Below are 14,307 nucleotides of genomic sequence, written 5' to 3'. Positions count from 1 at the left end.
CGATCAATCTACACCGCGAAGGCCGTTCCGACCTTATCGCAGCCTTCGGCAGCTCCTACAAAATGGGGGCCGACCGTAGATTTTCGTCAGATCAAGCCGCCACCGCGCCCCAATGTTCGGGCAATGCAGTAACCGCACGCGGCGCCGAACGCTGCAACACTGCCGCCATTGACGATCCACCGTCCACACCACTGCCCAGCACCACCATATCGGCGCGGATGCCGCAGCGCGATTCGCACAGCAAGGCTTCGCGGCGCCCCAGACCGGCGCGGGTGTCATCGAGTACCAGCAGGATTTTCAGTTCGCGGCACAGTTTCTCCGCGCCCAGATAGTACGCTCGCGCGGTCGGCGTGAGGTCAGCGCTACTCAAGGGCTGCAGAATGATCGCCACCGTGTGCGCATCGACCGCAGCATGCAGGGCTTTCAAATCATTGCGTGGCACATGGGTTGCGCCAGGTACTGCTGTGTTGGTCGAGATTAGGCCGAACTCGCCACGTCGATGCTGCTGACTCCAGAGACGCGACAGCTTGATCGCCATGTCGCGGGCATCGGCACCGGTATCAACGATATGCACCTGATCACTGGACGTGGTCTTGCGCAGGCGTTCTATCCCGCTCAGCCCGAGGTAAGCCTCTTCAGTGTCCAATTCGGCCGCGACGCCGGTGTCTGTCAACGCCTGGCGGTTAAACAGCAACTTCAACAGATTCATGCGCGTAATCCTTCCAACGGCAAGCCCAGCAGGCGGTCTGACCAATCTTCGACACGCCCGGTGCGCAGGCGCTTAAGAGCGATGTCACGCCAACGCGAGGACAGCGCCGCGCAATCCACCAGTTTTTTCAGGCCCGAGCGCTCCAGCGGTTCGTGATAAAAACTGCGCAATGCCCAAGCCACAGTCAAGCCGGGATAGCTGCGCTGGACCAGCTCGAACGGATCATTCTCACTGACGAAGCCGGGTTTGAGTACTCGGTAAAACCAACCACAACGGCCACTGTCTTGCGCCTGCTGCGGCATATCTTCAAGACCCCAGCGATGGCTCAGGCGATAACACGGCGAGCGTGGCTGGCTGACTTGTAGCAACGCGCTGCCCCAACGAAACATATCGCCCAGGCACACGTCGTCTTCGGCAATACCTTGCGTGGAGAGGTTTTCGCCGAACGCCGGCGCACTCCAATCAATCTGCGGATAGAGCTGACGCCAGTGAGCGTAGTGTTCAGCGGGGTAGTGGTGCAGCGCGCGTTCCGGCCCGGTATGAAAGCGCGGATCACCATGTTCATCAGCGCCCAGGCCTTGAGGCCAAAGCCAGATTCGGCGATCTAGACGCTGCTTATCGATATCGACGACCAATCCATGACCAAGGTTTTTTGCTTTTCCTATGTAAACACCTTCGACATATACGCTGTTCATCACGACTGCTGGCCCTATAAGCCTCTCGGAATGCGCGTAGAATAGGCCGCAATGTGGCCTGAGGCCATTTCGATTTTCCAGTGGCTTCGATAAGACTTACTTATGGATTTCCGTCAGCTACGTTATTTTGTCGCCGTCTATGAAGAGGGCCACGTCGGGCGCGCGGCGGAGCGGCTGTCCTTGTCGCAACCGGCGCTCTCGCAGCAGATTAGGCAGCTGGAACACAGCCTGGATGTCAGCCTGTTCGAACGCAGCAGCAAACGCCTCCTGCCAACACTCGCCGCGCACACCCTGTACAACCACGCGCTGCCATTGCTCGAAGGCATGCAACGGGCCCGTGATGCCTTGCGCAGCTTCAAGGGGCAGTCGGTGCGAACCCTGGCCATTGGCGTACTGCAAACCGTGCTCAACCTTGTGCCGCAACTGCTGGACAGCCTGCGCAAGGCTCAGCCGCATTTGGTGGTGCAGATTTACGAGCTGTCGGGCATGGAAATCGAACGGCGCCTGCTCAATGGTTCGTTGGACATCGGCATCAGCTTCCTGCCAGCTCACCAGCCTGGGCTGCACAGCCTGTTGCTGTATGAAGACGAACTGCGACTGGTCATCCCCGCCGAGCATCCGCTGCGGGAATTCAAAAAAGTGTCGGTGAGTCAGGCCGCTGAATTACCGATGCTGCTGTTAGGCGAGGAATATCAGGTGCGGCAGATCTGGCAGGCGGAGTTGGCCAATCTCGGGCGCCGCCCGCATGTGCAGGCAGAACTCAACAGCATGCCGGGGATTCTCGACAGCTTGCTGAACACCACACTGGCGACCGTTCTGCCAGGTCGAGTACAGCGTATCCACGGCAACTCGAAATTATTATGGAAACCGCTGACTGAACCGCGGGTGCTGCTCAAGGTTGGATTGGTCTATCGCGATGCGCAGCGGCACCAAGCCACGCTGGAGTTGCTGCGGTCGTTGCTGGAAGAAGCGCCCAATGTGCGCAAGGCGTCATTGGATGTTCTGAGTTGACGGCGGCAAGTTAAATCGCGCCCAAAAGAAAACCCCGCCGAAGCGGGGTTTTGCAGACTGTTTCCCTGACATCCTTTTCGCCCCGCCATCCTGGCAGGAATCCCTACGTGTCCCTGTTATGTCTTATTGCGCGTCCTGCGCTACGTCCATGTGAAGTAGATTAGCTTTGGATCCATTCAAGCGCTAGGGGGCAATCACCATCACGTCATGTAAGCAAATGCTTACATGACGTCAGACTTATCCGACTCGCATCAGAACTGCGACGCATCCAGTAAAAACAGCGATTCGCTGCCGGCTTTCACCGAGGCGCTCAGCGAATGGATACGCGGCAGTAAACGCGCAAAATAGAAGCGTGCGGTGCCCAATTTGCTGGCGTAGAAGTCTTCTTGAGCTTCTTTGCCCAAGGCCGCGCGCGCCATCAACGCCCACATGTAAGCGTATGCCATATACCCGAAGGCATGCAGGTACTCGACCGATGCCGCACCGATTTCATTCGGATTGGCCGCCGCACGATCCAATACCCACTCAGTCAACTCATCGAGGGTGGTTAGCGCATCGTTCAGTGGCTTGCTGAACTCAGCCAGCTCGCTACCGGCCGTCGCGGTGAAATGGCGAATCTCGTCGGCGAACAGCTTGTAGTACGCCCCGCCGCTGCCGACGATTTTGCGCCCTACCAGGTCCAACGCCTGAATACCGTTGGTGCCTTCGTAAATCTGGGTGATGCGCACATCGCGCACCAGTTGTTCCTGGCCCCATTCACGAATGAACCCATGGCCGCCGAACACTTGCTGACCGTGGATGGTGGTTTCCAGACCCAAGTCCGTCAGGAACGCTTTAGCCACCGGGGTCAACAAAGCCACCAGCGCGTCGGCGCGTTGACGGGCCTCGGCGTCTTCGCTGAACTTCGCGGTGTCCAGCTGCATCGCCACATAGGTGGAAAACGCACGACCGCCCTCGTTGCAGGCTTTCATCGTCAGCAACATGCGGCGCACGTCAGGGTGAACGATGATCGGGTCAGCCACTTTTTCTTTGGCTTGAGCACCGGTCGGCGAGCGGCTTTGCAGACGGTCGCGGGCGTATTCGATAGCGTTCTGATACGAGCGCTCACCCGAGGCCAGGCCCTGGATACCAACACCCAGTCGCTCGTAGTTCATCATGGTGAACATTGCCGCCAGACCGCGATTAGGCTCGCCTACCAGGTATCCCACCGCCTGATCGAAGTTCATCACGCAGGTCGCGGACGCTTGAATGCCCATCTTGTGTTCAATGGAGCCACAGGTCACCGGGTTGCGCTCACCCAGGCTGCCATCGGCATTGACCATGAACTTCGGCACCAGGAACAGTGAAATGCCTTTCGGACCTGCCGGCGCATCCGGCAGCTTGGCCAGCACCAGGTGGATGATGTTTTCGGTCAGGTCGTGCTCACCACCTGTGATGAAGATCTTGGTGCCACTGATCTTGTAGGAACCATCAGCCTGAGGCTCGGCCTTGGTGCGGATAATTCCCAGATCGGTGCCCGCGTGGGCTTCAGTCAGGCACATCGAACCCGACCAGGTACCCGCATACATATTCGGCAGGTAGGTGGCTTTGAGTTCTTCGCTGGCGTGGGTGTTGATCGACACGCAGGCGCCCGAAGTCAGCATCGGATACAGGCCGAATGCCAGGCTGGAAGAGTTGATCATTTCCTCGACTTGCGCCGAGACCACTTTCGGCATGCCCATGCCGCCGAACGCCGGATCACCGCCGACACCGACCCAACCGCCTTCGGCGTAGGTTTTGTAAGCCTCAGGGAAACCAGCCGGGGTGGTGACGTTACCGTCGTTCCAGTGGCAGCCTTCTTCGTCAGCCGCCCGGCTGAGCGGGGCAACACTTTTGCCGGTGACCTTGCCCGCTTCTTCGAGGATGGCTTCTACGGTTTCGGCGTCCACGGTCTCGGCCAACGCCGGCAGTTCAGCCCAGAGTTTGGAAACCTCGAAGACTTCATTGAGGACGAAACGCATATCGCGCAGTGGCGCTTTGTAATCAGCCATGGCAAACCTCGAAAAACGTGAGCAGGTAGTTGTAACAGTGCTTTCGAGTGTAACCGAACACCATTTGCGACACATAGGGTCGAGGCGTGACTGTTTTGTTATTTTTAGTCACTGAGATTTGATTGGGAATGAAGAACTGTAGGAGCTGCCGAAGGCTGCGATAAGGTCCGCAGAACCTTCATGATGCGCGGCCAGCGACTGGTACCCAGTCGATCGCAGCCTTCGGCCGCTCCTACAGGTGATCAGTGGGCGTTATAGAGAAAACATCTCCGCCGGCATTTGCATCAGGCAATCGCTGCCCGCTTCAATGGCTGCCATGTGGCTGGTGGTGCGCGGTAGCAGACGCTTGAAGTAGAACTCGCACGTCACCAATTTGCCTTGGAAATACGCTGCCTCGCCACTGCCACTATCCAGTTGTGCTTGTGCCACCAAGGCCATGCGCAGCCACAGGTAAGCAAGGATGATGTAGCCGCTGTACATCAGGTAATCCAGTGCCGCCGCGCCGACTTCGTCAGGATTCTTCATCGCCGACATGCCGATTTTAGTGGTCAACTCACCCCACTGTTTGTTCAAACCACTCAACTGCGCGACGAAGCCCTTGAGCTGCGGATGCTCGGCATTGGCTTCGCAGAATTTGTGCACGATCTTGGTAAAGCCGCGCAGCAGCTTGCCTTGGCTGCCCAGCACTTTACGGCCAAGCAAGTCGAGGGCTTGAATGCCGTTGGTGCCTTCGTAAATGGGTGCAATGCGGCAGTCGCGAACCAACTGCTCCATGCCCCACTCACGGATGAAGCCGTGGCCGCCGAAGATCTGCATGCCATGGTTGGTGACTTCCAGACCGGTCTCGGTCATGAACGCTTTGCAGATCGGCGTCAGGAACGCCAACAGGTTTTCCGCTTCCTCACGCTTGGCGGCGTCGTCGCTCATGTGCGCGGTATCAAGCATCTGGCCGGCAAAGTAAGTCAGCGCACGGTTGCCTTCATTGAACGCTTTCATGGTCAACAGCATGCGACGCACGTCAGGGTGAACGATGATCGGGTCAGCGGCTTTCTCCGGCGCTTTCGGGCCGGTCAATGCGCGCATCTGCAAGCGTTCGTTGGCGTATTTGATCGCGCCCTGGAAGCTCGCTTCGCCGAGGCACAAGCCCTGCATCCCCGTGCCCAGTCGCGCATGGTTCATCATGGTGAACATGCAGTTCAGGCCTTTGTTGGCCTCGCCAATCAGGTAACCGGTGGCGTTATCGAAGTTGATCACGCAGGTGGCCGAGGCCTTGATCCCCATCTTGTGTTCGATGGAACCGCAAGACACGCCATTGCGCTCGCCGGCATTGCCAGCGGCGTCCGGCATGAACTTCGGCACGATGAACAGCGAGATACCACGGGTGCCCGCCGGTGCATCCGGCAGCTTCGCCAACACCAGGTGGACGATGTTCTGGCTCATGTCGTGCTCGCCGGCCGAGATGAAAATCTTGCTGCCAGAGATGGCATAACTGCCGTTGGCCTGCGGCACGGCGCGGGTCTTGATGATGCCCAGATCAGTGCCGCAATGGGCTTCGGTCAGGCACATGGTGCCGGTCCATTCGCCTTCGGTGAGCTTGGTCAGGTAGGTCTGTTTCTGTTCCTCGGTGCCGTGGGCGTGGATCGCCGACATCGCACCGTGGGTCAAGCCAGGGTACATACCCCAGGAGGTGTTGCTGGAGGCGATCATTTCGCTGATCACCAGGCCCAGCGACAACGGCAGGCCTTGACCGCCGTAAGCCGGATCTGCCGCCAGACCGTGCCAGCCGCCCTCGACGTATTGGGCAAAGGCCTCTTTGAATCCTTTAGGCGTCGTCACCACGCCCTTGTCGAAATGGCAGCCTTCTTCGTCACCGGAGCGGTTCAGCGGCGATAACACTTGTTCGCAGAATTTTGCACCCTCTTCGAGGATCGCGCTGACCATGTCCGGGCTCGCGTCGTGCGCGCCCAGGCTTGCGTAATGAGCAGGGAAGTCAAAAACGTTGTCGATCAGAAAGCGCATGTCGCGCAAGGGGGCTTTGTATTCAGGCATGGTCGTTTCTCCGGCAGCAGATGAGTCAACCTACTGCGCGAGCATACCCTGAACAATCACAGTCCAGACGCTGAATGCGCCGCCATAACTTAACTGGCAGCGCCGGCCATGCGCACCGCGCCACGACGGTTCTGGCCGTGAGCCACCACGCAGTTGCGCCCCGCGCCTTTGGCGGCGTACAACGCCTGGTCAGCAGACTTCAGCACTTCTTCAGGAGAGCGCTGATCCAACTGACGCTCTGCAACGCCAATGCTGACCGTGACCGACACACTGGACGCCTGCCCGCCGTGCCGACGTTGCCTACCCTGTTGGTCGTCCTGCGGCCGATCCTGATTTCGCAGCTGAATGTTGTAGCTGGCGATGGATTCGCGGATCACTTCCAGATGGGGCATGCACTCTTCCAGCGTCTTGGCGGCAAACACCAGGGCGAACTCCTCACCGCCATAGCGATAGGCACGACCGCCACCGCCAATCTTCGACAGCTTGCTCGCCACCAGACGCAACACTTGATCACCCACATCATGGCCGTGGGTGTCGTTGAATTTCTTGAAGTGGTCGACGTCGCTCATCGCCAGCACGTAGTTACGCCCCAGACGCTGCATGCGTTCGTTGAGCGCGCGACGGCCCGGCAGGCCCGTCAGCTCATCGCGGAAGGCCATTTGATAGGCCTCATGCGCGACCGCCGCCGCAATCATCAACATCACCTGACTGCACATGATGTTCAATGTAAACGGCAGGATGAAGGTTTGCGGCAAGGCCCAAAACAATCCGAGCAAACCGACGATCTGCGCCGCATGCAACGGACGCGGATTGCGAACGTATTGCACGATAACCAGGACGAAACTGGCGAAGAATACCGGGTACGCCAGTTGAATCAGGCTCATCCAGCTTCCGTGCAGGCTCGGCCAGCGAATCTCCGCCAGCCAGTTCAACAGCGCCACGGGGAAGCTTTGCTCCAACGCCAACGCGACGCTGCCAAAGGCGAATAACACCGCAAACCGCGCGACCATGTCGCGAAACAGGTGCGTGCGCTCCTCCCAGCCCGCGAACAGGCCGAACAGCAGCGGCAGCAGCAGGCAGCACAGGTGAAAGACCACGGCCGCGTCTTCACGCACCTTGCCGTTGTCGCGGTAAAAGTCCGTCTGGGTATCAAGCAAGAAGTAGGCGATGTACACCGTGATCATCAGGAACAGCTCACGCTGCCGCCGATACACCGCGCAATACGAGCCGCCCAACAGCAGCACCAGGGTGGGCAGTACGTTGAACAGCGAAGTGAAGAACACATTGAGATCTTTTACATACGCAGCCGCAAGCCCTGACACCAGCAACAGTAATGAAGGCAGGAAATGGCTGAAACGTACTGCGGAAAAACGCTGCAAGGGAGACGGCTCCTACCCGGCGTGACAATGGATTATCAACAAGTGGCATTGTGCCTGCACTGCGAGAGTTAAGCACTTAAATGGCCGAAATGCCTGATTAATCTTCTTTAACGGCAGCAGCTGAAAAAGGTTGATCGCTAATTGCTACTACTTTAACTCTGTGATGTCTGTTCTGACGATTTTCCTGTAGGAGCCAACTTGTTGGCGAGCGGGATGGCGCGGTATTGCTGACACACCGCCTCGCGAACAAGTTCGCTCCTACAGTGGCAGCGGCAGATCTGGCTACATGACAGACACAAAAAAAGCCGCCTCCCCCGAAGGAGAAGCGGCTTTTCAGCAAACCACGCCTGTGCTTAGTAGCCCAGGTCGAAGTGCTCTTCTTTCATGTCCATCAGGTTGTTGGCACCCGACAGCATGGTGGCAACGTGCGTACGGGTACGCGGCAGGATGCGCTGGAAGTAGAAACGCGCGGTCTGCAGTTTAGCGGTGTAGAAGTCTTTCTCGGTGGTGCCGGCCGCCAGCTTTTCAGCCGCCAGACGCGCCATGTCAGCCCAGAAGTAAGCCAGGCAGACATAACCGGAGTACATCAGGTAATCCACCGAAGCGGCACCGACTTCTTCACGGTCTTTCATCGCCGCCATACCGACCTTCATGGTCAGCTCGCCCCATTCTTTGTTCAGGGCAACCAATGGCGCAACGAACTCTTGAACGCCTTCCTTGCCTTCGTTGTTCTGGCAGAACTTGTGGACGATCTTGGTGAAGCCTTTCAGCGCTTCGCCTTGGGTCATCAACACTTTACGGCCCAGCAGGTCCAGCGCCTGGATACCGGTGGTGCCCTCGTACAGCATGGAGATTCGGCTGTCGCGAACGTTCTGCTCCATGCCCCATTCGGCGATGAAGCCGTGGCCGCCATAGATCTGCACGCCGTGGTTGGCTGATTCAAAGCCGACTTCAGTCATGAAGGCTTTGGCGATCGGCGTCATGAAGGCCAGCAGTGCGTCGGCTTTCTTCTTCTCTTCTTCATCGACACCGTATTTGACGATGTCGACCTGTTTAGCGGTGAAGTACACCATCGCACGGTTGCCTTCGGCGAAGGCTTTCATGGTCAGCAGCATACGCCGCACGTCAGGGTGGACGATGATCGGGTCAGCGGCTTTGTCCGGCGCTTTCGGGCCAGTCAGTGAACGCATTTGCAGGCGATCACGTGCGTATTTCAGGCCGCCCTGGAAGCCGATCTCGGCGTGAGCCAGACCTTGCAAAGCAGTGCCCAGACGCGCGGTGTTCATGAACGTGAACATGCAGTTCAGGCCCTTGTTCGCCGGGCCGATCAGGTAGCCGGTGGCTGCATCGAAGTTCATCACGCAGGTGGCGTTACCGTGGATGCCCATCTTGTGTTCGATGGAACCGCAGTTCACCGCATTGCGGTCGCCGATGTTGCCATCAGCGTCCGGAACGAATTTCGGCACGATGAACAGCGAAATGCCTTTGGTGCCAGCCGGTGCATCCGGCAGGCGTGCCAGCACGATGTGGACGATGTTATCGGCCATATCGTGTTCGCCAGCGGAGATGAAGATCTTGGTGCCGGAGACTTTGTACGAACCGTCAGCCTGAGGTTCGGCCTTGGTGCGCAGCATGCCCAGGTCCGTGCCGCAGTGCGACTCGGTCAGGCACATGGTGCCAGTCCATTCGCCGGTCACCAGCTTGGTCAGGTAGGCATGACGCTGCTCGTCAGTGCCGTGCTCGGCAATGGTGTTCATCGCGCCATGCGACAGGCCTGGGTACATGCCCCACGACCAGTTGGCTTCGCCGACCATTTCGCTGACCGCCAGACCCAGCGATTCAGGCAGACCCTGACCACCGTGGGCCACGTCGTGCGCCAGGCTTGGCCAGCCGCCTTCAACGAATTGCTTGTAGGCCGCTTTGAAGCCGGTCGGGGTTTTCACGCCGGACTCACTCCAGGTGCAACCTTCGGTGTCACCCACGCGGTTCAGCGGCGCCAACACCTGCTCACAAAACTTCGCGCCTTCTTCGAGAATGGCGTTAACCATGTCTGGAGTAGCGTCCTGGCAAGCCGGGAGGCTCTGATAGTGCGCTTCGTAGCCGAGCAGCTCGTCACGAACGAAGCGAATATCACGCAAGGGGGCCTTGTAGTCAGGCATAGCGATAAACCTCTGCTGATGAATCCTGGAAATGAATGATCGATCTGTCGATCAAACAGTTGTTTGAAACATACGTTTACGCCTAAACCTTGTCAAGCACGGCGCATCATCCATTCGTCTCCAACAGCAATGAATGCCTCGAGCAGGGCAAGGCACAGCATGCGCTGGACAGGGTTTGAGCTAGATGAAATTTAGTTAATACGAGGAGAGCGCCGCGAAGGCACCGGCGCGTCAATGCGCACCGGGGAGGCAGAAATCAGGCGTGGGTGTCGATCAACGTGCCGAGTGCTTCGTCAGAGGCTTTGGCGACTTTGACGCCCAACTGCGCCTGGATCTTGCCAAGCTCCAGTTGCACCACGTTGGTGGCCATGTCGGTCTGCTGGCTGCGATCAACCGAGTGCAAACGCTCGACCTGCTGGCTGGAAGATTGGCTGCCCGCAGAGGAATTACCGCTAGCGCTTGAGCCGGCACTGTTGACCGAGTCATCAAGCGTGACACCGCCTGCGGCGATTTGCGTGGCCGCTTGGTCAACGCGGTGCTGCCCAGCCTGAATCAGGCTCAAGCCAGAATTGAATGCGCTGGTACTGGAGATTTGCATGGACGACCCTCAGTTCATAAAGCGAACAGGCGGCTATTGAAGCAGAGCGGCTGGCAAAAGGCCCGACAAAAAGACTAATGGCAATTGGCCTATCCATAGAGGAAGCAGGTCACCGAGTACCTCAGCGATAAGCTTGGGGTGGTATCTGAATTAACTGCATACAACCTTTGTAGGAGCGGGCTTGCCCGCGATGGCGTCGGATCAGACACATTGCCATCGCGGGCAAGCCCGCTCCTACAGGTTTCAGTCCAGCAATTCCAGATGCAGGTACTCAGCCACCGCCTCCGCCGAAGGTTTTTTCAACTTCGGCACACGCCCCAGGCACGGCGCCGGCAAGCGCTCGGCCAAGGTTGCGAGGTTCTCCTCCAACCGGGAAGTCTTGCCGTCGATGACATTCGCCACCCAACCCGCCAATTGCAGACCATCTCGAGCAATCGCTTCAGCCGTCAGCAGCGCATGGTTGATGCAGCCCAAACGCACGCCCACCACCAGAATCACCGGCAGTTGCAGCGCTTGCGCCAGATCGGACAAATTGGCCTGATCCGCCAGCGGCACACGCCAACCGCCCGCGCCTTCGATCAAGGTGAAATCCGCGCCCTTGGCCAACACATGGCGCATCGGCTCCAGCAACGATTGCACGGTCAGCGCCACCCCGGCTTCCCGTGCGGCCAGATGCGGTGCGATAGCCGGCTCGAACGCCACTGGGTTGATCTCTTCGTAGGTCAGCGCGACAGAACACTCCGCCATAAGCGCCAGCGCATCGGCATTTCGCAACCCACTGGGGCCAGGCACGCTACCCGAAGCGACCGGTTTGCCTGCTGCTGTCGATAGCCCTGCCTGTCGAGCGGCGTAGAGCAATCCTGCCGCGATAGTGGTTTTGCCGACATCAGTGTCGGTGCCCGTGATGAAGTACGAACTACTCATCTCAGTGCCTGCTATTCAAGGTTTTTCCAACACCGCGTAGACCACTTGATAAGTGGCCGGCAGCCCTTCGCTCTGGCGAAACCGTTCATAAGCGTCGATCAGTCCCATTATGCGCGCTCTCCCGGTCAAACCACCTGGCCGACCTGGATTTAGATTATGCGCGCCCAACGCTTTCAGTTCGTGGGTCAGGCTACGGACATCAGGGTAATGCAACACATGGGGCTGCACCTCGAGACTGCGCACACGCAGACCGCTCGCAGCGCACAGTCGCTGGTAATCCTCACGCTGACGGAAGCGATTGACGTGCACCATCCCGTCCACCGCCTGCCAGCTTTCACGCAACTCATACAAGGTGCCCACGCACAGGCTGGCGAAGCCAAACACCCCGCCCGGCTGCAACACGCGCTGCGCCTCGCTCAGGACGGCGGCGAAATCCGCGCACCACTGCACCGCCAGGCTGGAGAAAATAAGGCCGCAGCGTTGATCGGCCAGCGGCATGCGCTCGGCATCGCCGGCCACAAAATACTCAGCGCCGCCCAGTGGCTGTGCATGACGCAGCATGCCCTCGGCGATATCCAGCGCGATGCCTTCGCTGCGCGTGAAGCGTTCAGCCAGAATTCGGCTGAAGTGCCCAGTGCCGCTGCCCAGATCCAGCCAGCGCGAAGGGTTCAGCGAATCCGGCAGACGTGCGAGCAATTGATTGCCGACATCACGCTGCAATTCAGCAACGCTGTCATAGCTGGACGCCGCACGGGAAAACGACGCGGCTACCTGACGTTTGTCGGGCAACGCACCCGGCAATGTTAGCGAATGGGAAAGATCAGTCATCACCCGACTCATGTAAGAAAGCCTGGATCGCCGCTGCAACTCCGTGAGGGTTTTCCAGGGGAAACGCGTGACTGGCCTGTTCGATCAGACCAATTTCAACATCGGGCAACAGGCTCAAAAGCTCGCTCGCCGCTTCTGCTGGCACCAACGCATCGAGCCCGGCAAACAGGTGCAATTGCGGGCCGCGATAGGCTTGCAGGGCGCTACGGGTATCGAGTTGCGCCAGCCATTTCAGGCCATTGAGCAGCGCTTCGTGAGTGCTTGGCGGTTTGGCGGAGTTCAGCAGTCGCGCCAGACCGCGTGGGTCTTCGGCGCCTTGCCCGCACAGCAGGCTGAAACGTTTGAGGGTGCCTTGCGGGTCCGCATCGCAGCCTGCCAGAAACGCCTCGAAGACCTCCGGTGCCATCGCCCCGGACCAACCGTCCCGCGCGACAAAACAGGCATTGCTGGCCAGCGCCACCAGACCACAGCAGCGATCGCCACGGCGTGCCGCCAGTTCTGCGGCGAGCATCCCGCCCAGCGACCAGCCGCCGAGCCAGGCGTTATCCGGCAAGGACTCATCCAGTTCATCCAGCAATTCGCTCAGCTCGATGTCGCCAAAAGCCGACAGGGTCAACTCGGGCAGCGGCTCGATTTCAACCCGCAAATGCTCGTCCAGACCTCGCAGCGCGGCGGCCAACGGCTCCAGCGGCGAGATCCCGAGACCCCAGCCTGGTAGCAAAATCAGACGATCACGCATGGTCTGTTTCCACCGTTTCGCTTGTACCGAGCAGCGGGTAGCACTGCGCCAATGCATTCAACAATAGCTGCACTTGCGCTTCGCTGTGGGCGGCGGACAAGGTGACCCGCAAACGCGCACCGCCAGCGGGCACGGTCGGCGGGCGAATCGCGGTCACCAGCAGGCCACGCTCACGCAACATCTGCGACAGACGCAGCGCACGGCCACTTTCGCCGATGAGGATCGGCTGGATCGGCGTGAAGCTGTCCATCAGTTGCAGGCCGATCTGCTCAGCCCCGCTGCGGAACTGCTGAATCAAGCGCGTCAGGTGCTCACGCCGCCAGTGTTCGGTGCGCAGCAGCTCCAGGCTCTTCAGCGTGGCGCAGGCCAGCGCTGGCGGTTGGCTGGTGGTGTAGATGTAAGGGCGAGCGAACTGAATCAAGGTTTCAATCAGCTCTTCGCTGCCGGCGACGAAGGCTCCCGCAGTGCCGAACGCCTTGCCCAACGTACCGATCAACACCGGTACGTCCTCCATGCTCAAGCCGAAATGCTCGACGATCCCGGCACCGTTGGCACCCAATGGACCAAAGCCGTGGGCATCATCGACCATCAACCATGCGCCCTTGGCCTTCGCGGTTTTGGCCAGTGCAGGCAGGTCGGCAATATCGCCGTCCATGCTGAATACGCCGTCGGTCACCACCAGCGTATCGCCTACAGCCTTATCCAGACGCGAGGCCAAACTGTCAGCATCGTTGTGCAGATAACGAGAGAATCGCGCGCCACTGAGCAGCCCGGCGTCGAGCAACGATGCATGGTTGAGGCGGTCTTCAAGCACGGTATCGCCCTGCCCCACCAGCGCCGTCACCGCGCCGAGGTTGGCCATGTAGCCATTGGAAAACAGCAGCGCACGCGGGCGCCCGGTCAGCTCGGCCAAGGCTTCTTCAAGTTGGTGATGCGGCGTGCTGTGACCGATCACCAAATGCGATGCGCCACCGCCCACGCCCCAACGCTCCGCGCCGGCACGCCAGGCAGCGATCACGTCGGGATGATTGGCCAGACCCAGGTAGTCGTTGTTGCAAAACGCCAGCAACGGCTGACCATCCACCACAACTTCCGGGCCTTGCGGGCTTTGCAGCAACGGCCGATGCCGGTACAGCTGCTCTGCGCGCCGGGCAGCCAGACGCGTGCCGAGATCGAATGACATGCG

At 59.3% G+C, this 14,307-nt stretch carries 12 protein-coding genes; 1 reads left to right on the top strand and 11 read right to left on the bottom strand.

Going from position 1 to position 14,307, the window contains the following annotated elements:
- Positions 1 to 91 precede the first annotated feature (91 nt).
- Positions 92 to 709: an aminotransferase class III-fold pyridoxal phosphate-dependent enzyme gene (locus tag ACF0H7_RS01260; RefSeq protein ID WP_397451040.1), complete on the bottom strand. Its 618-nt coding sequence runs from the start codon at positions 707 to 709 to the stop codon at positions 92 to 94.
- On the bottom strand, positions 706 to 1,404 hold the full coding sequence (locus ACF0H7_RS01255) for an MOSC domain-containing protein (protein WP_397451039.1): 699 nt from the start codon (positions 1,402 to 1,404) through the stop codon (positions 706 to 708). The genes ACF0H7_RS01260 and ACF0H7_RS01255 overlap by 4 nt, the downstream gene beginning before the upstream one ends.
- 102 nt (positions 1,405 to 1,506) lie before the next feature.
- Between ACF0H7_RS01255 and ACF0H7_RS01250 the strand changes: the two genes are divergently transcribed.
- Positions 1,507 to 2,415 (top strand): LysR family transcriptional regulator, encoded by a 909-nt coding sequence (locus ACF0H7_RS01250; protein ID WP_397451038.1) that lies wholly within the window; start codon positions 1,507 to 1,509, stop codon positions 2,413 to 2,415.
- Positions 2,416 to 2,666: 251 nt separating this feature from the next.
- Here the strand turns inward: ACF0H7_RS01250 and ACF0H7_RS01245 are convergent, their stop codons facing one another.
- From ACF0H7_RS01245 to bioF, 9 genes are all read right to left on the bottom strand, one after another.
- Complete coding sequence (locus ACF0H7_RS01245; protein WP_397451037.1) at positions 2,667 to 4,445, bottom strand: acyl-CoA dehydrogenase C-terminal domain-containing protein; 1,779 nt, start codon at positions 4,443 to 4,445, stop codon at positions 2,667 to 2,669.
- Between the two features lie 252 nt (positions 4,446 to 4,697).
- Complete coding sequence (locus ACF0H7_RS01240) at positions 4,698 to 6,494, bottom strand: acyl-CoA dehydrogenase C-terminal domain-containing protein (RefSeq protein WP_397451036.1); 1,797 nt, start codon at positions 6,492 to 6,494, stop codon at positions 4,698 to 4,700.
- An 89-nt stretch (positions 6,495 to 6,583) separates the two neighbouring features.
- A complete protein-coding gene (locus tag ACF0H7_RS01235; RefSeq protein ID WP_397451035.1) occupies positions 6,584 to 7,873 on the bottom strand; it encodes a GGDEF domain-containing protein in 1,290 nt (429 codons plus the stop codon).
- Between the two features lie 353 nt (positions 7,874 to 8,226).
- On the bottom strand, positions 8,227 to 10,032 hold the full coding sequence (locus ACF0H7_RS01230) for a phenylacyl-CoA dehydrogenase (protein ID WP_397451034.1): 1,806 nt from the start codon (positions 10,030 to 10,032) through the stop codon (positions 8,227 to 8,229).
- 256 nt (positions 10,033 to 10,288) lie between these two features.
- Positions 10,289 to 10,630 carry a pyrroloquinoline quinone biosynthesis protein PqqE gene (locus ACF0H7_RS01225; protein ID WP_397451033.1) on the bottom strand — a complete coding sequence of 114 codons (342 nt, stop codon included), beginning with the start codon at positions 10,628 to 10,630 and terminating at the stop codon, positions 10,289 to 10,291.
- Between the two features lie 243 nt (positions 10,631 to 10,873).
- The gene (bioD, locus tag ACF0H7_RS01220; RefSeq protein ID WP_397451032.1) at positions 10,874 to 11,554 is read right to left on the bottom strand and encodes a dethiobiotin synthase; all 681 of its coding nucleotides are present in this window, start codon (positions 11,552 to 11,554) and stop codon (positions 10,874 to 10,876) included.
- A 15-nt stretch (positions 11,555 to 11,569) separates the two neighbouring features.
- Positions 11,570 to 12,382, bottom strand: coding sequence for a malonyl-ACP O-methyltransferase BioC (bioC, locus tag ACF0H7_RS01215; protein WP_397451031.1), 813 nt, complete (start codon positions 12,380 to 12,382; stop codon positions 11,570 to 11,572).
- A complete protein-coding gene (locus ACF0H7_RS01210; protein WP_397451030.1) occupies positions 12,375 to 13,121 on the bottom strand; it encodes an alpha/beta fold hydrolase in 747 nt (248 codons plus the stop codon). Before ACF0H7_RS01210 ends, bioC begins: the two co-directional genes overlap by 8 nt.
- Positions 13,114 to 14,304, bottom strand: a complete 1,191-nt coding sequence (gene bioF, locus ACF0H7_RS01205) for an 8-amino-7-oxononanoate synthase (RefSeq protein ID WP_397451029.1) — start codon at positions 14,302 to 14,304, stop codon at positions 13,114 to 13,116. The genes ACF0H7_RS01210 and bioF overlap by 8 nt, the downstream gene beginning before the upstream one ends.
- Positions 14,305 to 14,307: the final 3 nt, after the last annotated feature.

The sequence above is a fragment of the Pseudomonas sp. NA-150 genome, from assembly GCF_044336365.1.
GTDB lineage: Bacteria > Pseudomonadota > Gammaproteobacteria > Pseudomonadales > Pseudomonadaceae > Aquipseudomonas.
Note: the sequence above shows the minus strand (reverse complement) of the source record. Positions and strands in the feature narration are given on the sequence as shown.

Excerpts from the sequence above, each read along its gene's own strand:
- ACF0H7_RS01260 (WP_397451040.1), bottom strand. The coding sequence starts at position 709 with ATGAATCTGTTGAAGTTGCTGTTTAACCGCCAGGCGTTGACAGACACC.
- ACF0H7_RS01255 (WP_397451039.1), bottom strand. The coding sequence starts at position 1,404 with ATGAACAGCGTATATGTCGAAGGTGTTTACATAGGAAAAGCAAAAAAC.
- ACF0H7_RS01250 (WP_397451038.1), top strand. The coding sequence starts at position 1,507 with ATGGATTTCCGTCAGCTACGTTATTTTGTCGCCGTCTATGAAGAGGGC.
- ACF0H7_RS01245 (WP_397451037.1), bottom strand. The coding sequence starts at position 4,445 with ATGGCTGATTACAAAGCGCCACTGCGCGATATGCGTTTCGTCCTCAAT.
- ACF0H7_RS01240 (WP_397451036.1), bottom strand. The coding sequence starts at position 6,494 with ATGCCTGAATACAAAGCCCCCTTGCGCGACATGCGCTTTCTGATCGAC.
- ACF0H7_RS01230 (WP_397451034.1), bottom strand. The coding sequence starts at position 10,032 with ATGCCTGACTACAAGGCCCCCTTGCGTGATATTCGCTTCGTTCGTGAC.
- ACF0H7_RS01225 (WP_397451033.1), bottom strand. The coding sequence starts at position 10,630 with ATGCAAATCTCCAGTACCAGCGCATTCAATTCTGGCTTGAGCCTGATT.
- bioD (WP_397451032.1), bottom strand. The coding sequence starts at position 11,554 with ATGAGTAGTTCGTACTTCATCACGGGCACCGACACTGATGTCGGCAAA.
- bioC (WP_397451031.1), bottom strand. The coding sequence starts at position 12,382 with ATGACTGATCTTTCCCATTCGCTAACATTGCCGGGTGCGTTGCCCGAC.
- ACF0H7_RS01210 (WP_397451030.1), bottom strand. The coding sequence starts at position 13,121 with ATGCGTGATCGTCTGATTTTGCTACCAGGCTGGGGTCTCGGGATCTCG.
- bioF (WP_397451029.1), bottom strand. The coding sequence starts at position 14,304 with ATGTCATTCGATCTCGGCACGCGTCTGGCTGCCCGGCGCGCAGAGCAG.